This is a genomic window from Cupriavidus sp. Agwp_2, assembly GCF_040784895.1.
Classification (GTDB): Bacteria; Pseudomonadota; Gammaproteobacteria; order Burkholderiales; family Burkholderiaceae; genus Cupriavidus.
In genome coordinates this window covers 69850-91507 of sequence record NZ_CP088083.1, presented here as the reverse complement: position 1 = coordinate 91507, position 21658 = coordinate 69850, and the positions used below count along the sequence as shown (strand labels likewise).

20 protein-coding genes and 1 pseudogene are annotated in these 21658 nt (G+C 67.4%); 10 read left to right on the top strand and 11 right to left on the bottom strand.

Features of this window, described 5'->3' with window-relative positions:
• Positions 1 to 3 precede the first annotated feature (3 nt).
• The 4 genes from mrdA to LPA45_RS00375 form a co-directional block, all read right to left on the bottom strand.
• Positions 4 to 2310 carry a penicillin-binding protein 2 gene (gene mrdA / locus LPA45_RS00390; RefSeq protein ID WP_116322341.1) on the bottom strand — a complete coding sequence of 769 codons (2307 nt, stop codon included), beginning with the start codon at positions 2308 to 2310 and terminating at the stop codon, positions 4 to 6.
• Between the two features lie 34 nt (positions 2311 to 2344).
• On the bottom strand, positions 2345 to 2857 hold the full coding sequence (gene mreD / locus LPA45_RS00385; RefSeq protein WP_209760285.1) for a rod shape-determining protein MreD: 513 nt from the start codon (positions 2855 to 2857) through the stop codon (positions 2345 to 2347).
• The gene (mreC, locus tag LPA45_RS00380) at positions 2854 to 3837 is read right to left on the bottom strand and encodes a rod shape-determining protein MreC (RefSeq protein ID WP_116322340.1); all 984 of its coding nucleotides are present in this window, start codon (positions 3835 to 3837) and stop codon (positions 2854 to 2856) included. The genes mreD and mreC overlap by 4 nt, the downstream gene beginning before the upstream one ends.
• Before the next feature lie 196 nt (positions 3838 to 4033).
• Complete coding sequence (locus LPA45_RS00375; protein ID WP_008648066.1) at positions 4034 to 5077, bottom strand: rod shape-determining protein; 1044 nt, start codon at positions 5075 to 5077, stop codon at positions 4034 to 4036.
• A 628-nt stretch (positions 5078 to 5705) separates the two neighbouring features.
• Between LPA45_RS00375 and gatC the strand changes: the two genes are divergently transcribed.
• From gatC to gatB, 5 genes are all read left to right on the top strand, one after another.
• Complete coding sequence (gatC, locus tag LPA45_RS00370) at positions 5706 to 6005, top strand: Asp-tRNA(Asn)/Glu-tRNA(Gln) amidotransferase subunit GatC (protein WP_116322338.1); 300 nt, start codon at positions 5706 to 5708, stop codon at positions 6003 to 6005.
• 104 nt (positions 6006 to 6109) lie between these two features.
• Complete coding sequence (gatA, locus tag LPA45_RS00365; protein WP_317922924.1) at positions 6110 to 7615, top strand: Asp-tRNA(Asn)/Glu-tRNA(Gln) amidotransferase subunit GatA; 1506 nt, start codon at positions 6110 to 6112, stop codon at positions 7613 to 7615.
• Between the two features lie 2 nt (positions 7616 to 7617).
• Complete coding sequence (locus LPA45_RS00360) at positions 7618 to 8076, top strand: hypothetical protein (RefSeq protein WP_116322336.1); 459 nt, start codon at positions 7618 to 7620, stop codon at positions 8074 to 8076.
• Between the two features lie 11 nt (positions 8077 to 8087).
• The gene (locus tag LPA45_RS00355; RefSeq protein WP_367394747.1) at positions 8088 to 9191 is read left to right on the top strand and encodes a dienelactone hydrolase family protein; all 1104 of its coding nucleotides are present in this window, start codon (positions 8088 to 8090) and stop codon (positions 9189 to 9191) included.
• 130 nt (positions 9192 to 9321) lie between these two features.
• Positions 9322 to 10779, top strand: a complete 1458-nt coding sequence (gene gatB / locus LPA45_RS00350) for an Asp-tRNA(Asn)/Glu-tRNA(Gln) amidotransferase subunit GatB (protein WP_116322334.1) — start codon at positions 9322 to 9324, stop codon at positions 10777 to 10779.
• Positions 10780 to 10854: 75 nt separating this feature from the next.
• Here the strand turns inward: gatB and LPA45_RS00345 are convergent, their stop codons facing one another.
• The 3 genes from LPA45_RS00345 to LPA45_RS00335 all read right to left on the bottom strand — a co-directional run bounded on the left by LPA45_RS00345 (position 10855) and on the right by LPA45_RS00335 (position 14386).
• Positions 10855 to 12246, bottom strand: coding sequence for an IS4 family transposase (locus LPA45_RS00345; protein ID WP_367394746.1), 1392 nt, complete (start codon positions 12244 to 12246; stop codon positions 10855 to 10857).
• A gap of 321 nt (positions 12247 to 12567) precedes the next feature.
• A complete protein-coding gene (locus LPA45_RS00340; protein WP_317922926.1) occupies positions 12568 to 13269 on the bottom strand; it encodes a tetratricopeptide repeat protein in 702 nt (233 codons plus the stop codon).
• Positions 13270 to 13414: 145 nt separating this feature from the next.
• A complete protein-coding gene (locus LPA45_RS00335; protein ID WP_317922927.1) occupies positions 13415 to 14386 on the bottom strand; it encodes a magnesium and cobalt transport protein CorA in 972 nt (323 codons plus the stop codon).
• 241 nt (positions 14387 to 14627) lie between these two features.
• On the opposite strand from LPA45_RS00335, the gene minC reads away from it, so the two are divergent.
• From minC to LPA45_RS00315, 4 genes are all read left to right on the top strand, one after another.
• Positions 14628 to 15440 (top strand): septum site-determining protein MinC, encoded by an 813-nt coding sequence (gene minC, locus LPA45_RS00330; protein WP_317922928.1) that lies wholly within the window; start codon positions 14628 to 14630, stop codon positions 15438 to 15440.
• Positions 15441 to 15507: 67 nt separating this feature from the next.
• Positions 15508 to 16323 (top strand): septum site-determining protein MinD, encoded by an 816-nt coding sequence (minD, locus tag LPA45_RS00325; RefSeq protein WP_116322330.1) that lies wholly within the window; start codon positions 15508 to 15510, stop codon positions 16321 to 16323.
• 21 nt (positions 16324 to 16344) lie between these two features.
• Positions 16345 to 16599 carry a cell division topological specificity factor MinE gene (minE, locus tag LPA45_RS00320; RefSeq protein ID WP_006164360.1) on the top strand — a complete coding sequence of 85 codons (255 nt, stop codon included), beginning with the start codon at positions 16345 to 16347 and terminating at the stop codon, positions 16597 to 16599.
• A gap of 335 nt (positions 16600 to 16934) precedes the next feature.
• On the top strand, positions 16935 to 18014 hold the full coding sequence (locus tag LPA45_RS00315; RefSeq protein ID WP_116322329.1) for a porin: 1080 nt from the start codon (positions 16935 to 16937) through the stop codon (positions 18012 to 18014).
• Between the two features lie 71 nt (positions 18015 to 18085).
• Here LPA45_RS00315 and LPA45_RS00310 read toward each other — a convergent pair whose 3' ends face one another.
• Positions 18086 to 18793, bottom strand: a complete 708-nt coding sequence (locus LPA45_RS00310; RefSeq protein WP_317922930.1) for a response regulator transcription factor — start codon at positions 18791 to 18793, stop codon at positions 18086 to 18088.
• Positions 18794 to 19061: 268 nt separating this feature from the next.
• Here LPA45_RS00310 and LPA45_RS00305 point away from each other — a divergent pair, with 268 nt between their 5' ends.
• Positions 19062 to 19742: a response regulator transcription factor gene (locus tag LPA45_RS00305; RefSeq protein ID WP_367394745.1), complete on the top strand. Its 681-nt coding sequence runs from the start codon at positions 19062 to 19064 to the stop codon at positions 19740 to 19742.
• A 16-nt stretch (positions 19743 to 19758) separates the two neighbouring features.
• Here LPA45_RS00305 and LPA45_RS00300 read toward each other — a convergent pair whose 3' ends face one another.
• From LPA45_RS00300 to LPA45_RS00290, 3 genes and pseudogenes are all read right to left on the bottom strand, one after another.
• Positions 19759 to 20751: a tripartite tricarboxylate transporter substrate binding protein gene (locus LPA45_RS00300; RefSeq protein ID WP_116322326.1), complete on the bottom strand. Its 993-nt coding sequence runs from the start codon at positions 20749 to 20751 to the stop codon at positions 19759 to 19761.
• A gap of 160 nt (positions 20752 to 20911) precedes the next feature.
• On the bottom strand, positions 20912 to 21196 hold the full coding sequence (locus tag LPA45_RS00295; RefSeq protein ID WP_376790620.1) for a hypothetical protein: 285 nt from the start codon (positions 21194 to 21196) through the stop codon (positions 20912 to 20914).
• An 88-nt stretch (positions 21197 to 21284) separates the two neighbouring features.
• A pseudogene (locus LPA45_RS00290) lies at positions 21285 to 21446 on the bottom strand (EamA family transporter); the annotation flags it as partial.
• Between the last annotated feature and the right edge of the window lie 212 nt (positions 21447 to 21658).

The window sequence follows — 21658 nt, the reverse complement described above, 5'->3', positions numbered from 1 at the left end:
CCTTCAGCGGGTGGCGTCGGCACCGCTGGCCGCCTTGGCGGACACGGGCTTGACGCGAGGTTTGGGCGCGGGCGCCCTGACGGGCTGCACGGCGGGGGCGGAGGCCGGCTGCGGAGCGGGCTTGCTATGGCCAAGGGCCTGCAGCATGCGCTGGTCCAGCGTCTCCACGGCCGAGGCCGGCGCGATTGCCCCGGCGTTCAGCGCGGCGGCGATGGCCTCCGGCGTCACCGGCTGCGCGCCGGAGGCCGCGGCCACCGCGCTGGCGGCGGCGCCGCTGGCGGGGCCGGCACCGGACGACATCACCGTGGCGCTGGCAATGCTGGCGGTCTGGCCGGTGGTGAACACGCTCGGCGTATCCACCGGCGGACGGCCGGCCACGCGCTCACTGGCCGGTGGCGCCATCGCCTCCAGGTCGGCCGGCCACTTGCCGGTCAGGTAGTAGTCCATCAGCTTGCGCGCGATCGGCGCAGCCACCGCGGCGCCAAAGCCGGCGTTCTCGACGATCAGCGCGATCGCGATCTTCGGCTGGTCCGCCGGCGCGAACGCGGTGTACAGCGAGTGGTCGCGCTTGTGCTCGGCCAGCGCGTGGTGGTTGTACTTCTCGCCCTTGGACAGGCTGTAGGTCTGCGCCGTGCCGGTCTTGCCGGCCGACTCGTACGACGCGCCGGCGAACACGCGCGCGGCCGTGCCGGCGTGCGTCACCGCCACCATGGCGCGCTTGATCACGTCGATGTCGGCCTGCTTGAACGGGATCGTGTAGCTTTCCTTGGGCACCGTCAGCGTGCGCTTGCGCGTGACCGCGTCCTCGACCGCCTTGACCAGGTGAGGCTTCATCACCTTGCCGTTGTTGACGATCACCGAGGTCGCCTGCGCCAGCTGCAGGATGGTGAAGCTGTTGTAGCCCTGGCCGATGCCCAGCGAGATGGTCTCGCCGTCATACCACCTCTGCTGCTCGGGCTTGCGGTAGGCCTTGCGCTTCCACTCGGTCGACGGCAGGATGCCGCGGCTTTCGCCCTCGATGTCGATGCCGGTGATCTGGCCGAAGCCCAGCGGCTTCATGAAGTCATGGATGCCGTTGACGCCCATGTCGCGCGCCAGCGCGTAGTAGTAGGTGTCGCAGGAATGCACGATCGAACTGTGCATGTCGACCCAGCCGTGCCCGCCCGGCTTGTCGTCGCGGAAAGTGTGGTTGCCCAGCGTGAAGAAGCCCGGATCCGACATGCCCCACGCCGCCGTGCGCTTGCCGGTGCTCAGCGCCGCCAGCGCCATGAACGGCTTGTAGGTCGAGCCCGGCGGATACGTGCCACGCAGCGGACGGTTCAGCAGAGGCTTGTCGGGCGAGCCGTTAAGCTCGTTCCAGGTATTGGTGTCGATCCCTTCGACGAACAGGTTGGGATCGAAGGTCGGCTTGGAGACGAACGCCAGGATGTCGCCGGTGGTCGGCTCGATCGCCACCAGCGCGCCGCGGCGGTCGCCATAGAGCGCCTCGGCCAGCTGCTGCAGGCGGATGTCCAGCGACAGGATCAGGTTGTTGCCGGGCGTGGCGGGCGAGGTCGACAGCGTGCGGATCGGGCGCCCGCCGGCGCTGACTTCGACTTCCTCGAAGCCGGTCAGGCCGTGCAGCTCGGTCTCGTAGCTCTGCTCCAGGCCGATCTTGCCGATGTAGTTGCTGCCCTTGTAGTTGTCGGCGTCCTTGCGGGGATCGTATTTGGCGCTGTCGGCGTCATTGGCCTCGTCCATGGCCTCGATCCGCTCCTGGTCGCGCTGCGAGATGCGGCCCAGGTAGCCGATCACGTGCGAGGCCGACTCGCCCAGCGGGTACTGGCGGAACAGCCGCGCGCGCACGTCCACGCCGGGGAAGCGGAAGCGCTGCGCGGAGAAACGCGCCACTTCCTCGTCAGTCAGCTGGCTGCGGATCGGCAGGCTCTCGAAACTGCGCGACTCTTCCATCAGCCGCTTGAAGCGGCGCCGGTCGCGCGGCTGGATCTCCACCAGCCCCGACAGGCTTTCGATGGTGTTGTCCAGGGTATCGGTCAGCTTGGACGGCGTGATCTCCAGCGTGTACGCCGAATAGTTGCGCGCCAGCACGATCCCGTTGCGGTCCATGATGATGCCGCGGTTGGGCTCGATCGGCGCCACCGAGATGCGGTTGTCCTCGGCCTTGGCCGAGTACTGGTCATGCTTGTACCACTGCAGCCACAGGAAGCGCGAGAACAGCAGGCCAAAGCAGATCACCGTGAACAGGGCCGCGGCCGCCACGCGGATGCGGAAGCGGCCGATTTCCAGTTCGACGTTGCGGATTTCGGTCATGGTACTGCGCGGGGCCTGTTAGGGATGAGTGGCGTCAGATCGGGCGCGTCTCGTCGACATCGCTCGAACGGCGCTGCGGCGCCAGCAGCAGGCTGGTCGCCAGCGGCCACAGCAGCGCCTCGATCGCCGGCGCCAGCAGCAGCTGCCAGCCCGGCAGCGGCGCGCCCATCGCCAGGCGGATCAGCACCGGCACCGCGTGCGCGATGAACAGTAGCGGCAGCACGTGCAGCGCCTGGGTGTAGACCGTGAACCACAGCACGCGGCGGTGGATGGTGATGGCAAAGTAGGCCAGCAGCGTATAGGCCAGCGCATGCTCGCCCAGCAGGCGCGCATCATGCACGTCCATCAGCAGGCCCAGCGCGAAAGCCACGCCCATGCCCACCTTGCGCGGCTGGTGGATGTTCCAGAACACCAGCACCAGCGCCACCATGTCGGGGATCCACAGCGTGTCGCCCCACGGCATCAGGTTGAACAGGAACGCCAGCACGAAGCTGAGCGCGATAAACGCGGGGTTGACCGGCCGCAGCAGGTATTGGGGGTTGGTCACCGTTGACCCTCCTTGGCGTCCCTGGCCTCTTTGGCGGAAGGCGCCCTGGCCGCCGCGGCGCTGGCCGCGGCCGCGCGTGCCGCGGCGGACTTGGCGCCCTTGACCGGCGCCTCGGGCTTGGCCTCGACGGACTCGCGCGGCGGGATGGCGGAGTCATAGCGCACCACCAGCAGCTGCCGGTGCGCGCGCACGCCGGCCACCGGCTCGCAGTAGATGCGCGAGAAGGCGGTATCGGCCTTGCGCTCGATCTGTACGATCTTCGCCACCGGCAGCCCCGGCGGGTAGGTGCCGTCCAGCCCCGATGTCACCAGCAGGTCGCCCTGCTGCAGGTCGGCGGCGGCGGCCATGAAGCGCAGGTCCAAGTGGCCCGCGCGCGCGCCGCCGAAGGCCACGCTGCGCAGGCCGTTGCGCACCACCTGCACGGGAATCGCCTGGTCCTTGTCGGTCAGCAGCGTGACTTCGGACTGGAACGGCGACACGCGCGTGACCTGACCGACCACGCCGCGCTCGTCGATCACCGGGTAGCCGGCGCGCATGCCTTGCTGGCTGCCCTTGTCGATCACGATGCGCTGGCTGTAGGGGTCGCGCGCGTCATAGAGAATTTCAGCCGACGTGACCGGCGTGGCCGATTGCCGGGCCAGCCCCAGCAGCTTGCGCAGCTGGTTGTTCTCGGCTTCCAGCTGGGCCTGGCGCACCGAGGCCTCGGCCTGCTGCACGGCGTTGTGGCGCAGCTCGCGGTTCTCGGAGGCGAGTATCGCCGAGGACTGCGCGTAGTCGAACGCGGTGCGCAGCGCGTCGCGCGGCACCAGCACCAGGCGCTCGACCGGCATCAGCACGGTGGCGGCCACCTGCCGGCCCACGCTGAGCGCGTTGAAACGGGCGTCGACCACCAGCAGCGCCAGCGCGATGCCCACGTAGAGCACCAGCCTGGCGACAGCCGAGGAGCCTTGCTTGAAGAGCGGCGGAGGAGAGTAATCCATTTACCCGAACGCAGGCCGGTGCACGCATGCGAATGCCGCAAACACCGCGCCGCCCGCGGTGCCGCGCCCGGCGGGGGCACGGCGCCGCAGGGCGGCGGGCGTTGCCGGGGCAATCCCCCGGCGGATGCGGCGCCGCGGCGCCGCCCTGATCCAACGATCCGGCAGGCCGCGCATCGCCACGTGCAGTTCCTGGTGCTTACTCGTAGGAGAAGATGCTGCCAAGCTTGTCCATGCGTTCCAGCGCCATGCCGGAACCGCGCACCACGCAGGTCAGCGGGTCTTCGGCGACCAGCACCGGCAGGCCGGTTTCCTCGGCCAGCAGGCGGTCCAGGTCGCGCAGCAGCGCGCCGCCACCGGTCAGCATCATGCCGCGCTCGGCGATGTCGGCGCCCAGTTCCGGCGGGGTCTGTTCCAGCGCGATCTTCACGGCCGACACGATCTGGTTCAGCGGATCGGTCAGGGCTTCCAGGATTTCGTTGGACGAAACGGTAAAGGCGCGCGGGATGCCCTCGGACAGGTTGCGGCCCTTGACTTCCATCTCGCGGACTTCGGAGCCCGGGAAGGCCGAGCCGATTTCCTTCTTGATCGCTTCGGCGGTCTGCTCGCCGATCAGCATGCCGTAGTTGCGGCGGATGTAGTTGACGATGGCCTCGTCGAACTTGTCGCCGCCGACGCGCACCGAACCCTTGTAGACCATGCCGCCCAGCGAGATGATGCCCACCTCGGTGGTGCCGCCGCCGATATCGACCACCATCGAGCCCGACGGCTCCGACACCGGCAGGCCGGCGCCGATCGCTGCCGACATCGGCTCCTCGATCAGGTACACCTGGCTGGCACCGGCGCCCAGGGCGGATTCACGGATGGCGCGGCGCTCGACCTGGGTCGAGCCGCACGGCACGCAGATGATGATGCGCGGGCTCGGGCGCAGCAGCTTGCTGTCATGCACCATTTTGATGAATTGCTTGAGCATCTGCTCGGTGACGGTGAAGTCGGCGATCACGCCGTCCTTCATCGGGCGGATCGCTTCGATATTGCCCGGCACCTTGCCCAGCATCTGCTTGGCTTCCTTGCCCACCGCCGTGATCGTCTTCTTGGCGTTGGGACCGCCTTCCTGGCGGATCGCGACGACCGAGGGCTCGTCCAGCACGATGCCCTTGTCGCGCATGTAGATCAGCGTGTTGGCGGTGCCGAGGTCGATCGCCAGGTCGTTGGAGAAGTAGCTGCGGAGAAATCCGAACATCAGGAATCCTGTCTGTGGTGGTGTTCGCGGGTAGGCGAAGCGGCCGGCGCCGCGGGCGGCCCGGCCACGAATTGCTTGGGTGTTGAATACGGAATGGTTCTCGGCTTCCCGGCCCGCCCACGCTCCGGCGCGGGGGAACCCGGGCCGGGGTGCTAGATTGGAGTCGGGTTCGGCGCCGCCGCCGGCATGCCGCGCGGGCCAGCCCTACGGGAACCTTTGATTAGGCCTCGCGAAAAAGTTCGCGAAAATGTGCAGTGGCCGGCTCGGCATGTCCCGTCTCTCGAGGGATGTCGTGGCCGGCGGCGGAGGCCTAATCAGAGGACCCAGATTTCGCCCTTCGGGCACCTTCGGCAGGCAGACGCGGCAGGCCGGCCGGGGACCGGTTTGCGGCGACGTTGGCGGCAATGTGACGAAGGCGTTGCCAAAGGTCGGGAACACGCAATGATACCTTATAATTCCTGCTGCTTCGGGCGTTTACGGCCTGAAAAACCCTGTAATTCCGACGACTCCGTTGCGCCGTTGCCGCGCCCCGGAGCCGCCTTGTCCGGGCCGCGCGACGCCACCGCCGCACGGCCGGACGCCGGCCCTGCCGGCACCTTCCGCATCCGTGCATCAGAACCACCACGCCATGGCCCTCGACCTATCCGACGTCAAGCGCATCGCCCACCTGGCCCGCATCGAAACCAGCGATGCCGAAGCCGAACAGACGCTTGCGCAGCTGAACAACTTTTTCTCGCTGGTCGAGCAGATGCAGGCGGTCGACACCACCGGCATCGAACCGCTGGCGCACCCGCTGTCGGCCGTACGCGACATGGTGCAGCGCCTGCGCGACGACGCGGTCACCGAGAGCGACCGCCGCATCGACTACCAGCGCCCTGCCCCGGCCACCGAGAACGGGCTGTACCTGGTGCCCAAGGTCATCGAGTGACCTGCGCCGGTCGCGCCGGTTACACCGCCGGTTACAAGTTACGCACCAGCTCGTCGCGCCGGCCGCCCCAGCCAGTACGCCACCCGAATGCCAACCCGACTGTCATGCCCTTTTCCGCTGATTCCGTGACCTCCCTGCGCCAGCTCGCTGACGCCCTGGCCGCGCGCACCGTCTCCGCCGAGGAACTCGCGCGCGAGTACCTGTCGCGCATCGAGCAAGCCGCCGCGCTCAACGCCTTTATCCATGTGGACCCCGAGCGCACCCTGGCGCAGGCGCGCGCCGCCGACGAGCGCCGCGCGCGCGGCGAGGCCGCGCCGCTGACCGGCGTGCCGGTCGCGCACAAGGACGTATTCGTCACCCGCGGCTGGCGCGCCACCGCCGGCTCTAAGATGCTGGGCAACTATGAAAGCCCGTTCGACGCCACCGTGGTCGAGCGCATGGCCGCCGCCGGCATGGTCACGCTGGGCAAGACCAATATGGACGAGTTCGCGATGGGCTCGTCCAACGAGAACTCGCATTTCGGCCCGGTGCAGAACCCGTGGGACACCAGCCGCGTGCCCGGCGGCTCGTCGGGCGGCTCGGCCGCGGCCGTTGCCGCCGGGCTGGCGCCCGCCGCCACCGGCACCGACACCGGCGGCTCGATCCGCCAGCCGGCGTCGTTCTCGGGCATCACCGGCATCAAGCCGACCTACGGCCGCGTGTCGCGCTACGGCATGATCGCGTTCGCCTCCTCGCTGGACCAGGGCGGCCCGATGGCGCACTCGGCCGAGGACTGCGCGCTGCTGCTCAACGCCATGGCCGGCTTCGACCCGAAGGACTCGACCAGCATCCCGCCGGAGCAAGGCGGCGTGGACGAGGACTACACCCGCCTGCTGGGCCAGCCGCGCGCCGGCGCCACCGCCGAGCGCCCGCTGGCGGGCCTGCGCATCGGCCTGCCGAAGGAGTACTTCGGCAAGGGCCTGTCGGCCGACGTCGAGCAGGCCGTGCGCGCCGCGCTGGCCGAATATGAAAGGCTCGGTGCCACGCTGGTCGAGGTGTCGCTGCCCAAGACCGAGCTGTCGATCCCCGTGTACTACGTGATCGCGCCGGCCGAGGCTTCGTCGAACCTGTCGCGCTTCGACGGCGTGCGCTACGGCCACCGCGCCGCCGAGTACCGCGACCTGCTCGACATGTACAAGAAGAGCCGCGCCGAAGGCTTTGGCGCCGAGGTCAAGCGCCGCATCATGGTCGGCACCTATGTGCTGTCGCACGGCTACTACGACGCCTACTACCTGCAGGCGCAGAAGATCCGCCGCATCATCGCCGACGACTTCCAGCGCGCCTTCGCCCAGTGCGACGTGATCATGGGCCCGGTGGCGCCGACGGTGGCGTGGAAGCTTGGCGAGAAGACCTCCGACCCGGTGCAGATGTACCTGGCCGATATCTTCACGCTGTCGACCAGCCTGGCCGGCCTGCCCGGCATGAGCGTGCCGTGCGGCTTCGGCGACGGCAACATGCCTGTCGGCCTGCAGCTGATCGGCAACTACTTCGACGAAGCGCGCCTGCTGCAGGCCGCGCACGCGTTCCAGCAGGCGACCGACTGGCACCTGCGCCGCCCCGCCAAGGCCTGACCATGACGCCGACCTTCCTCCGGTTGCTTGCCGCCGCGGTGTTCGCCACGCTGGTGGCGGGTTGTATCCAGCTGCCGATCATCGGCAAGCCGACGCCCATTGCCAGCCGCGACATCGACCTGGCCGGCGACTGCCGCCGCACCGAGGAAGACGGCTTCCGCGAGGATGCCCAGCTGCGCGTGTCCGACAACACCGTGCAGCAGCTGTCGTGGAAGCTGTGGGTGGGACGGCGCGGCTCGTGCACCTTCAACCTGGCGGACTTCCGCCAGGTCCAGAAGAAGCCGCATATCGAGCTGCGCGCCAACGACGGCAGCGGCTGCAAGCTGATGGTCTGGCAGGACCCGCGCCGCGTCACGCTGGCGCATGCCAACTGCCAGCAGCGCTGCACGCCCGGCATCTATGAACAGGCCTGGCCCGTGATGTTCGAGCCCGGCAGCGGCGGCTGCGCCGCCACGCGCTGACCGCAACGACCATGCCGCGTACGCCCGCCATCCAGCCCCACCCCGCCAGCGCCATCCCCGCCGCACGCCGCACCGCGGCAGCGGTGCTGGCGCTCGGCCTGGTGGCGTGGCTCGGCGGCGCCGCGGCGCATACGCCCGACCTGCCGGCGCCGTCGCTGGTGCAGCCTCCGCTGATGTCGCCGGCCGGCGCGCTGGCGCCAAGCGCGGTGACGCGCCACGGTGCCACGCCGGCAACCGCGGCCACCAGCTCCGCCCCGGTGCCTGCGCAACGCGTGCTGCTGCGCGGCGACGCCGCCACGCCGGCGCTGACCGCCTACTGGTTCGTGCCGCGCGAGGGTGCCACGCCGCGCGCGCTGCCGGTGGTGGTGGCGCTGCATGGCTGCGGCGGCCTGCTGTCCGCGCACGACCCCATGGCCACCGGCGACGCCGCCGACGCGTCAGCACTGCTGCAGCAGCGCTACCGCGAATACGCCCAGTGGCTGACCGCGCGCGGTTACGCCGTGCTGATGCCCGACAGCTTCAGTGCCCGCGGCAAACCCCACGGCATCTGTACCGAACCCGTCGACAACCGCGGCATCGACGACCGCACCCGCCGCGCCGATGCGCTTGCCGCATTGCGCTGGCTGGGCAGCCAGCCGGGCGTCGACCCCGCGCGCATCGTGCTGCTGGGCTGGTCCAACGGCGCGCAGGCGGTGCTTGCCAGCGTCGACGCCAGCCGCCCATGGCCGGCCGGCACGCCGCAGGTAGAGCGCGCCGTCGCGTTCTATCCGGGCTGCAAGCGCGCGGTGCGCCAGCACGATTACCGGCTGCGCACGCCCATGCTGCTGATGATCGGCGGCGCCGACGACTGGACGCCCGCGACGCGCTGCGCCATGCTGCAGTCCGCCGTGCTGGCGCGCCAGCCCAACGCGCGCTTCCGGCTTGAGATCTATCCCGGCGCCCATCACGGCTTTGACGGCACCAGCGAACTGCACGTCCGCCGCGACGTCCCGGGCAGCAGCAACGGCAACGGCGGCGTGCGCAAGGCGCGCGCGGTGACCGTCGGCGGCGACGCGGTGGCGCGCGCCGCGGCACTCGCGCAACTCGATTCCTGGCTTGCCAGCCCCGACCCTTGAGCCCGCACTGAGACCGCACTGAGCCCACACTGAGGCCGCACCGAGGGCCGCAACCAGACAGACCGAACCCGGGGCGGCCCGCCGCCCCGCCGCAACAGACAGAACGAAAGAACCGAACAGGAATACCGCCATGCAATGGGAAGTGGTGATCGGCCTCGAAACGCACGCGCAGCTTTCGACGGCCTCCAAGATTTTTTCCGGTACCTCCACCGCCTTCGGGGCCGAGGCCAACACGCAGGCCTCGCCGGTGGACCTGGCGCTGCCCGGCGTGCTGCCGGTGCTCAACAAGGGCGCGGTCGAGCGCGCCATCCAGTTCGGCCTGGCGATCGGTGCCACCATCGCGCCGCGCAGCATCTTCGCGCGCAAAAACTACTTCTACCCCGACCTGCCCAAGGGCTACCAGATCAGCCAGTATGAGATCCCGGTGGTCCAGGGCGGCACCATCACCATCCAGGTCGAAGGCAAGAAGGGCGAGTTCTACGAGAAGACCGTCAACCTGACGCGCGCGCACCTGGAAGAGGATGCGGGCAAGTCGCTGCACGAGGACTTTGCCGGCATGACCGGCATCGACCTGAACCGCGCCGGCACGCCGCTGCTCGAGATCGTGACCGAGCCCGACATGCGCAGCGCCGCCGAAGCCGTGGCCTACGCCAAGGCGCTGCACTCGCTGGTGGTGTGGCTGGGCATCTGTGACGGCAACATGCAGGAAGGCAGCTTCCGTTGCGACGCCAACGTGTCGGTACGCCCGTACGGGCAGAAGGAATTCGGCACGCGCCGCGAAATCAAGAACCTGAACTCGTTCCGCTTCCTGCAGCAGGCCATCGAATACGAAGTGCAGTGGCAGATCGCCGAGATCGAGGACGGCCGCAAGATCCAGCAGGCCACCGTGCTGTTCGATCCGGACACCGGCGAGACCCGCGCGATGCGCACCAAGGAAGACGCGCACGACTACCGCTACTTCCCCGATCCCGACCTGATGCCGCTGGAGATCGAACCGGCATGGGTCGATCGCGTGCGCAATGCACTGCCCGAACTGCCTGCCGCGATGCAGGCGCGCTTCGTGTCGCAATACGGCCTGTCGGCGTATGACGCGACCACGCTGACCGCGACCAAGGCTTTCGCCGCCTACTACGAGGCCGTGGTCACCGATGCCGGCAGCGCCAGCGCCAAGCCCGCCGCCAACTGGCTGATGGGCGATGTGGCGTCGCAGCTGAACCGCGAAGGCATGGCCATCGACGACGCACCGGTCAAGCCGGCGCAACTGGCCAGGCTGCTGGCGCGCATCGCCGACGGCACGGTGTCGAACAACACCGCCAAGAAGGACGTGTTCCCGGCCATGTGGGCGGGCGAGCACGACGGCGATGCCGACGCGATCATCGCCGCCAAGGGCCTGAAGCAGATGTCGGACAGCGGCGAGCTGGAAAAGATCATCGACGACGTGCTGGCGGCCAATGCCAAGTCGGTGGAGGAATTCCGCTCGGGCAAGGAAAAAGCGTTCAACGCGCTGGTCGGCCAGGCGATGAAGGCGACCAAGGGCAAGGCCAATCCGGCGCAGGTTAATGAGCTGCTGCGGAAGAAATTGGGCTGAGGACCAGTCTCCAAGCCGCCGGTTTGCTCCCCTCTCCCGCTTGCGGGCTTGCCTTTACCCACAACTTGCGGCGGCTTACTCGTCTTTCTGGAAGATCCGATACATTTCGGTGATTTCGTGCAGGGCGAGGAAGCCGCGCCAGAGGACGGTGGCTCCCGGGGGATCGTCGTTTTTGCGACCCAGGTAGCCACCGAGCTTGGCGATCCAAAGGACCGCGTCGCTGAGTTTTGGCGCCTCTTCCGGTGGCTTGGTTGTGCCGTGCGTGCGGCAGTACAAGGCCCGCCATTCGAGCGGTTGCAGTAGCACCGAGCAAGGGATATCGGCTTCGAGCCGGCCCAGCATGGTCGCGTACATAATGCGCCAGCCGATCACGGCGAACAGCGCCGTAGCACGTAGGAACCGCTCCAGCGTCCCGAACTGCCGCGCTTCGATCTGGCAGCCACTCTTCAGGACACGATGCCAGGATTCAATGGTCCAGCGCCGGGCATACCAGCTCAGTCGCTCCAGCGCATCTTCCAGCGTTTGGGTAGGCATTGAACTGAGCAACATCCATTCGAGCGGCTCAACGCCTTGGGGCGGCTCGATCTCCAGCGCGTGAATGGCAAACACTTCGAGACTCGGTAGATCCTCTGCACCGCGGCTGCGCGGCGGTCGCAGTTGGACGGGCACACAACGCAAAGCCAGTCGGGCGCTACGCGCCTGCCTGGCGCCGCTCCTGGGCACGTGCAATACGGTCTCTCCAAGTACAGGAGCCGCAGCAACCGTCTCCCACAGATACTTCTCTGGGTGGTCCACGCCTCGATTCCAGGCGGCCCGCACCAACCAGTCCACCCCCGCTGGGCGCGGCGCCAGGAACACGTCGTACACATCGCCCTCGCGATCGCTGACGGCAACAAGGTGCGTGTCCGGACACTGCATCTTGAGCGGCTCAAGGCATTCCAGCCCCTCCAGCCACTTCACGCTTTCCTTGTCACGAATGGACAGCGCCCGGCGCTGCCCGGCCTTGCCCGATGCTTGCGGCGCACGCACCCACGTCTTCATGCTCAACACGCCCAGTGGCAGGCCCTCAGGCGTCACCGCCAGCACGCTGTGCAACATGAATCCGTGCAAATTGCCGCCCGTGCCGTGACCAAGCCTCTCAGTCGCGGGCAAATTTGCCAGATTGAATTCCGTGGTGTCCTGCACCGCCAATACGACAGGTACCTGCTGCATGCGACCCACGGTTTGCGTGACGTGGCTCGCCAGGATTCCGTCCGGGTCGACCGCCTCATTGTCAAAGAAGCGATATGCCGCCTTGAGTTGGGCACCACTCAAGGCCTGCGGGAACGAAACATGGGCCTTTTGCGCCAGTCCGCGCGCCAATGCCACAAGGCGCCGCGTGCGACGCGCATCGCCCAATTGTGCGCCACTGAATTCGTCGCTGGCCCAGTCTTCGAGATCTTCCGTATCCGGCAAAATTGCCACCACTGATTGTCAACTTCACACGAAGTTAACACCGTCCAATCCGGTTTACAACCTTTCCAATCGAGATGTGGGTAAAGGCAAGCGCTTGCGGGAGAGGGGTCGGGGGAGAGGGCCGGAGGATCAAAGGCTGACGCCCGTGGGTTAAAACCGTTGGCCCCGCTTGATGTGGTCGCTTGCCAGACCCCCCTCTCCCCAACCCTCTCCCGCTGAGGTCGCTGAGGGGAGAGGGAGAACACCTTGCTTAGGCTAGCTCGGGCCACTCCGGAGCACCCAAAACCGCTCCCCCCTTTGTGTGTTGGGCAGTTTGTGTTGGGCAATTCTTGCCTACATCCCCGCCCTCCCCTTCACCGTCTCTTCCAGCAACGACCTCAGCTTCGCCAGCGCCCCGGGATCCCCGCGCGCAGCCGAGCGCGCGTACCAGATCTTCGCCTGCTCGATATCGCGGTCGACCACGCCAGGCTCGCCGTGCTCATAGAAGCTGCCGACGATGTACTGCGCCCCGCCATCTCCCGCACTTGCCGCGCGCCGGTACCAGACAAACGCCTGCGCATAGTCGCGCGGCACGCCGCGCCCGGTGAAGTAATTTGTCGCCAGCTCCATCTGCGCCTGCACGTGCCCGCCTTGCGCCGCGCGCTCATACCAGCGGTTCGCCTCTTCCAGCGATTTCGGCACCAGCTCGCCGCGTTCATAGAGATCGCCCCAGGTGTATTGCGCATGCGTCATGCCATTGTCGGCCGCCTTCCGCAGCCACACCAATGCCTCTTGCGGCCGCGCAGCGGTGCCCTCGCCGCGCAGCAGCATCATCGCGTAGTTGAATTGCGCAAGGCGGTTACCCTGGCGCGCGGCGCTGGAGAAACCCTGCAAGGCCTGGTCGAAGCGGCCCGACTCATAGGCGGCAACGGCCTCGCGGGTCTGTGCCTGCGCGGGAGCGGGCGGCTGGGGTGCGGCGTCGGCCAGCGGCAGGCACAGCCATGTGGCAAGGATGCCGGCCAGCACGGCGGCATGCGGGAAACGGACTTTCGACATGGCGGACTCCGGGTGCGGCGCCTTCTTTGCTCCAGTGTAGGAGTCAGCGAGGGCACCCGGTAGGCGGCCATTTATCAACGCGAATAATCAACCATCAAGAAAAATAGAACGGATTATTCATTGAGTCGATAAAGAACCGATCGGATCATATCCATCCCGCCCGGTGCAGCCGCCGCCACAGCAGCCCGCACGCCATCGCCGTCACGCCGATCACCGCCGGATAGGCATAGTGGAATTTCAGTTCCGGCATGAAATCGAAGTTCATCCCGTACAGGCTGAACACCACCGTGGGAATCGCCAGGATCGCGCCCCAGCCGGCAAGCCGCTTGACCACCTCGTTCTGGCCCACGGTCACCAGCGCCAGGTTGACCTGCACCGCGGTGGTCAGCATTTCGCGGATCACGTCGAGCGTGCGCACCAGCCGGCTGGCGTGATCCTCGATGTCGCGGAAGTAGGCGCGCAGTTCCTTGGGCACCAGTTCCTCGTGCAGGCGGATCAGCTGGCTGCACATGTCTTCCACCGGGCTGACCGCATTGCGCAGCCGCAGCACCTGGCGCTTGACCTTGTACAGGTCCTCGATCGCCCCGCGGTCGAACTCGTCGCGGAAGATGCCCTGCTCCAGCTCCTCCAGCGTGTCTTCCAGCCGCGTGACGATCGGCATGTAGTGGTCGACCACGAAATCCATCAGCGCGTACAGCACATAACCCGGCCCGTTGGACAGGCCCTGCGGATCGCTTTCGCAGCGCTCGCGCACCGGGGTGTAGGCGCTGCTCGCGCCATGGCGCACCGAGACCACGTAGTTGGGGCCGACGAACAGGTGCGTCTCGCCGACCACCACTTCGTTTTCCACCAGTTGCGCCGTGTTGAGCACGACAAAGACCGAATCGCCGTAGGCCTCGAGCTTGGGCCGCTGGTGCGCGTCGAGCGCATCTTCCACCGCGAGGTCGTGCAGGCCGAAGGCGAGCTGCACCTGGCGCAGCAGCGCCAGGTCGGGTTCATGCAACCCCAGCCAGACAAAGGTGCCGGGCACGCCCAGCACCGCAGGGATCTCCTCCATGCCGACCGTACCGAGCCGCTTGCCCTGCCGGTAGGCCACGCAATTGACGATGGCGCCCATGGGAACTCCGCTATCAGATGGCGCAATCGTAACAAGCCTTTGCAAATTGCTACCGCCGGGCGTGGTAGCGCTGCGTGTCGACCGTCACACGCGGCAGGCGTTGCGAGCCGCCTGACGCACAACGCCCGCGCGGATGGAACGCACAGGCCACCCAATGCGCCTTGATCTCACGGATCGCGCCAATTGTTACAGTTCGCGAGTAAGAGAACGTTAGAATGTGGCATTTCCACGGTCACCGGCTATGTCCCAGAAGAAATCGCCACGATTCGAGCTGCGCAGTGGCAACGTCGACGCCCTCCTTCTCGCCCTCCAGACCGCCGACATGGCAGCGCTGAGGGATGACCTCCTCTCCCGGTTCGAAGCTACTCCCGATTTCTTCTCCAACGACGTGATCGCACTGGACCTGCGCGCGCTCGAGGACGATAAAGAAGTCGCGCTCGGCACGGTGATCGAGACCCTGGCCACGCTCAAGGCACGCGCCATCGGCGTGGTAGCCCGCGCGGGCCAGCGTGAATGGGCCGAGCGCTTCGGCCTGCCGCTGCTGGACAGCCAGAGCCGCCGCGGCAGCGGGGTCGATCGTGCCGCCGAGGCCAAGGCCGCCGCCGAGGCGGAACAGGCCGCCGCGCAAGCCGCGGCCGAGCAGGCCGCGCGCGAGGACGCCGTCCGCGCCGCCGCGCAGGCCACCACCGACGCCGCGGTCGCCGCCGCGCTGCGCCAGCACCAGACCATGGTGATCGACAAGCCGCTGCGCTCCGGCCAGCAGGTCTACGCGCACGGCGACGTGGTGATCCTCGACGTGGTCAGCTATGGCGCCGAAGTCATCGCCGAAGGCAACATCCATATCTATGCCCCGCTGCGCGGCCGCGCGCTGGCGGGTGTCAAGGGCAATACCGGCGCGCGCATCTTCAGCACGTGCATGGAGCCCGAACTCATTTCCATTGCCGGCATCTACCGTACCGCGGAGCAGGCGTTCCCGGCCGACGTGCTCGGCAAGACGGCCCAGGTGCGCCTGGCCGAAGAAAAACTGATCCTCGAGGCGCTGCGGCTCAAGTAACCGCGCCGGCATCGGGGACCCCAATCAAGCAGCGCAAGCTTCAACCTAATTACTGGACCAAAGAGCCATGGCAAAAATCATCGTTGTGACCTCCGGCAAGGGAGGCGTCGGCAAGACCACTACCAGCGCCAGCTTTGCCGCCGGCCTGGCCCTGCGCGGCCACAAGACTGCCGTGATCGACTTCGACGTCGGCCTGCGCAACCTCGACCTGATCATGGGCTGCGAGCGCCGCGTGGTGTATGACCTGATCAACGTGGTGCAGGGCGAAGCCAACCTGCGCCAGGCGCTGATCAAGGACAAGAAGTGCGAGAACCTGTTCATCCTGCCCGCCTCGCAGACGCGCGACAAGGACGCGTTGACCAAGGAAGGCGTGGAGAAGGTCATCAACGGCCTGATCGAGATGGACTTCGATTACATCGTCTGCGATTCGCCGGCCGGCATCGAGTCGGGCGCGCTGATGGCGATGTACTTTGCCGACGAGGCGCTGATCGTCACCAACCCCGAAGTGTCGTCGGTGCGCGACTCGGACCGCATCCTCGGCATCCTGGCCTCCAAGACCAAGCGTGCCAGCGAAGGCGGCGACCCGATCAAGGAACACCTGCTGATCACCCGCTACAACCCCAAGCGCGTGCATGGCGGCGAGATGCTGTCGCTGACCGACATCCAGGAAATCCTGCGCATCAAGCTGATCGGCGTGGTGCCTGAGTCCGAAGCCGTGCTGCACGCATCCAACCAGGGCACGCCCGCCATCCACCTGGAAGGCAGCGACGTGGCCGACGCCTATGGCGACGTGGTGGACCGCTTCCTCGGCAAGGACAAGCCGATGCGCTTCACTGACTACCAGAAGCCGGGGCTGTTCTCCCGCATCTTCGGCAACAAATAAACGGTCCGGAGGCCCATCCCCATGTCGATCCTTTCCTTCCTGCTGGGGGAGAAGAAAAAGTCCGCGTCGGTCGCCAAGGAGCGGCTGCAGATTATCCTCGCCCACGAGCGCACCGGCCATTCCGCACCCGCCGATTACCTGCCCGCGCTGCAGCGCGAACTGGTGGCGGTGATTTCCAAGTACGTCAAGATCAGCGACCAGGACCTGCGCGTCAGCCTCGAACGCCAGGACAACCTGGAGGTGCTCGAAGTCAAGATCGAGATCCCGCAAGGCTGATCCGCCGGCCGCGCCGTCACGGGCCGGCCGGTTTTCATGCCATCTTTGCCACAGGCCAGGACGCGTATCTGCGTCCTGGCCTGTTGTCGCTTTACGCTCTCACTCGCACCACTCGCGCTCCCCGCCAGTCCATGCTGACGCACCGCACCATCACGGTATTGTGTAGCGGCGCGACAACGGAATTCCACCAAAATCCTGCTTGAAAGCGCGGCTTCGCGGAGTTTTGTGTCCTTACTGCTTACGTTTTGTTAAATTTTCGCGGCGTTTACACGAAACGTAGACCTTCTTCCTGCCGTGATCCGGCAGAGAACAGTACAAGACAGAAAAGGAGCACCATGAAGAAATCGGCCATCGTCCTCGCAGCCGGCAGCCTGTTGGCGGGCTCGGCATTCGCCCAGTCGTCCGTCACCCTCTACGGTATCGTTGACCAGAGCATTCGCTTCCAGACGAACTCGAGCGCCAACAACGACAACTCGTGGGAACTGACCAACGGCGCAGTGACCAACAGCCGCTGGGGTATCAAGGGCAGCGAAGCCCTGGGCAACAACCTGAAGGCAATCTTCCAGCTGGAGAACGGCTTCGATCCGGACACCGGCCGTGCCAACCAGAATGGCCGCCTGTTCGGCCGTCAAGCCTATGTGGGCCTGTCGGGCGACTTCGGCACGATCAAGCTGGGCCGCCAGTACACCGAAGGCTTTAATTTCTTCGGCGACTACGATCCGCTGACCATCGGCAACTACACCAACAACGCCTGGCCGTTCTTCCTGACCAACTTCCGTAACGACAACGTCGTCAGCTACGGCGGCAAGTTCGGCGGCCTGGATGTTGGCGCCAGCTACGGCTTCGGCGAGCAGCCGGGCAGCATGAGCCAGAACCAGTACTGGGGCGCTCGTGCCGCTTACACCTACGGTCCGTTCGGCATCGGCGGCGTGTACCAGGAAGTCCGCAACACCACCGGCCAGAAGCAGCAAATGTGGGGCGCTGCCGGTAAGTACTCGATCGGCCCGGCAAAGGTCTTCCTGGGCTACATCGGCGGCCAGGACCGCACCGGCTCGGTCGACGCTTCGCTGAACTTCACCGGCGGCGCAACGCAGAACCCGGTTCCGGCTGGCGGCAACTTCGCGGCTAACCCGCGCAAGGACACCATCGGCTACATCGGCCTGACCTACCAGGCCACCCCGGCCCTGGCCCTGACCGGCGTGTTCTACGGCGACTACGTCGAGAACGTCAACGGCGTGAACGACAACAACGGCCGCCGCTACACCGGCGTGCTGCTGGCCGAGTACTCGCTGTCCAAGCGCACCCAGGTCTACGGCACCGTGGACTTCAACAAGGTCTCGGGCGGCACCATCACCGAAATGCCGGGCCGCAACAACCAGACCGGCGCTGCGCTGGGTATCCGCCACATCTTCTGATCGTTACCCGATCAGCAGTCCCTGGCAAAAGGCACCTTCGGGTGCCTTTTTTCATCGGCATGCGCCTGCCCTCATGCGGCGGCGCGCTCGATCCGCTCGAGCCGGTAGCCATGCGTGTAGACCGGCGTCAGCCGCAGCGCCTGCGACGCCTGCAGGCCTAGCTTGCTGCGCACGCGCGACACATGGGTATCGATGGTGCGCGACAGCGACGAGATCTCGCGCCCCCAGACCGCCGCGGTGATGTGGTCGCGCGTGACGATGCGGCCCTCGTTGCGGAACAGCAGCACGGCAAGGTCGAACTCCTTGGGCGTCAGGCAGATGGGATGCCCGTTGCAGGTGGCCGTGCGCATGGCGCAGTCGAAGGCATATTCGCCCAGCCGCAGCGGCGCGTGCGGCGACTGCACCGCGGGATAGGCGCGCCGCAGCAGGCATTCGACGCGGGCCGACAGTTCGGCGGGACGCACCGGCTTGACCATGTAGTCATCGGCGCCGGCGGCAAGCGCGCTGATGATATCCTGCTCGGCGTCGCGGCCGCTGAGGAACATCACCGGCACACGCCGGTCGAGATGCGTGCGCACCCACCCCAGCACCTCGCGCCCGGACAGGTCCGGCATCGACCAGTCGAGCAAGAGCAGGTCGAAGCACGCGTTACGCAGCGCCAGCAGCAGCTTGCGGCTTTCCGTGAAGGTTACGCATTCATGCCCGCCGCCGGCGATGATCCGGCGGATCAGCGCCGCGTCGGCGGGGGCGTCCTCTAGCGATGCAATCTTCTTTCCCATATTTGATCTCCGGCGATGTTGCCGGCCATGGCAGCACACCGTGGCTGCCGGCCGTAGCGAGTCATTTAAGACCGCGCAACCGGCGGGACGAATAGGAAAGACCTCAATTCAGGCTTTCAACAATCTTTTACTTCTTGCCTCAGCAAGGCGGCCAATAACATGGCTTCGCCGCGGTACCGGGCAACCGGTGCCCCTGCTTCCCGCTTGTTCCCGTTCCCTGCCCGCATTCATTGCCGGCGGCATCGCGCCGGCAGGAGGAGCCACGACCGTGAAGATTGCCTCGCTGCAGGCCGATCCGACCCTCGCCATCCGTATCGAACAGAGCCTGCGCCTGGACGGCCACCGGTGCCGGCGCTACCTCAGCGGCCGCACGCTGCTGGGCGCGCTGCACGCCGAGCCGTTCGACCTGCTGATCCTCGATTGCGAAACGCCGGGGATCCCGACGCTGGACGTGCTGGCGTGGGTGCGGCGCTCGCTGGGCCATGACCTGCCGGTGATGCTGACCGGCGGCTCGAACGAAGACGACTTCGTCGCGGCCTGCTTTGCGCAGGGCGCCGACAGCTATGTTCCCAGGCCGTTGCGGCTGGGCGAGCTGGCTGCGCGTGTGCAGGCGCTGCTGCGGCTTGCGCGGCCGACCGCGCAAGCCTGCGACGTTGCGCATGGCGCGTTCCGTTTCGCCCCCGCGGAGCGGCGTGCCTGGGTGCACGGCAGGCCGGTGCCGCTGGCGCCCAAGGAATTCGACCTGGCCGTGCTGCTGTTCCGCAATCTCGGTACCGTGGTGCCGCGCCAGACCATGGTCGACCAGGTCTGGCGCTACCATGTCGAGCCGACGTCGCGTACGGTGGACAGCCATCTGTCGCGCGTGCGCACCAAGCTGTCGCTGTGGCCGCACAACGGCGTGCGGCTGTCGTCGGTATATGGGCTGGGGTGCCGGCTCGATACTGCCTGAGCCGGCAGTCGCCGGATCAGTCCGCCTTGATGCCGGCTTCCTTGACGATGCGCGCGTTCTCCGCGTACTCCTCGCGGATCGCCTTGGCAAATTGCGCCGCCGTGCCGCCGGTGGGCACTTCGCCGCCCTTGAGCAGGCGCTCGTGGACTTCCGGTTCTGCCAGTGCCTTGTTCAGCTCGGCATTCAGGCGGTCGATGATCGCCACGGGGGTCTTGCCCGGGGCGAAGATGCCGAAGGTCGAAGTCAGGTTGGCCTTGGGGTAGCCAAGCTCCGCCAGCGTCGGCACCTGCGGCAGGCTCTCCAGGCGCCTGGGCGCGCCCACCGCCAGCGCGCGCAGGCGGCCGGCCTGCATGTGCTGGGTCAGCGCCGGGCTGGCGTTGGTGCTCATCACCTCGAACTGGCCGCCGAGCGCATCGTTCATCTGCTGGCCGGCGCCCTTGTACGGGATCAGCGTGATGTCGGCCTTCGACTTCTGCTTGACCTGTTCCAGCACCACATGGCCGACCGTGCCCAGGCCCGACGTCGCCCAGCGCACCGAGCCTGGCTTGGCGCGGGCCTGGCCGACCACGTCGGCGAACCCCTTGCCGCTGAAGCCGTTGGTGGCGATCACCAGCACCGGTGAGTACATCACGCTCATGACCGGCGCGACGTCCTTCTGCGGGTCGTAGTTGACGTGGCCGACGTGCGGGTTCAGCGTCAGCGGGCTGGTCGAGGCGAAGCCGAGCGTATAGCCGTCCGGTGCGGCCTTGGCGACGGCGTCGATGCCGATGCTGCCACCGGCGCCGGCCTTGTTCTCGACCACCACCGAGGTACCCATCTGCGCCGACAGGCGCTCGCCGAGCGCGCGCGCCACGGTATCGCTGATGCCGCCGGTGGGATAGGCGACGATCAGGCGGATCGGGCGGCTGGGGTAGTTGTCTGCGGCGGCGGCGGCGACGGGGAGTGCGGCGGCCAGCAGGCCGGCGGCAACGGTGGCTGCCAGCAAAGTCGGGCGGAACGGGAAGGCCATAGTGTCGGGAATACGGGGAGAGTGTCTGGGGCGCGCCTCGCAGGGCGAGCGGCCTGCCGGCCAGCGCGCGACAGCCGCTATCTTAGCCGATCGGTTGCGCGCTCAACGGTGTTGGGCGCCCAGCTCCACGCTCAACTCCACGAACAACTCCGCGCCCCCCTCAACGCACCAGCGGGCGCTCCGGCACCCAGGAGACAAAGAGTTCGTTGGCACGGTCATACAGGCGCCAGACCGTGCCGCAGTCGCGACAGGCAAAGGTCAGCATGCTGAAAGGCACGCCCGCCTCGCTCTTGCTGACCAGCGGCGCCGTATTGCGCAGCGCCAGGCAAGCCGGCGGCTCGCGTCGGCGCGGGTCGGCGGCCAGTTCCAGGCAGCGCTCGCAGGCCGGCTTGGGGTTGGCCGGCGGCGCGACAGGCTGGGAGGTGACCGGAGAAAGCGGGGGCATCGTGGGCACGGCGGACTTCATGCCCGCCATGATGCCGCAAAACGCCCGCCCGCAGCAGTTCACGGCCGCCGCGGCAGTGCCCATGCACTCAGTTTGGCGCGCGCTGCCCCAGCCAGACGCTGGCCAGCACCAGCAGCGCCCCGACCGCCTGCACCACGGTCAGCGCCTGCCCCAGCACCAGGAAGCCGAGCGCGGAGGCGCTGACCGGGCTCAGCAGCCCCAACGCCGACACCGCCGACGACGGCATGCGCGGCAGCCTGCCGGGCGTGGAGGACGCCGGGGCCGGAGAAGCCGGGCCGGCAAAGGCGGCGGCAGAAGCGGCGACATTAGCGCCACCCGCACGTCGAAAACGAACACCGCCTGGTGGAGGCGCTCAGCGCCGCGGAACGGGCCCAGCTGGCCACGCTGCTGCGGCGCTGGCTGCACCAGTTCGAACCGCCGCCTGGCGGCGGCGGGGAGACA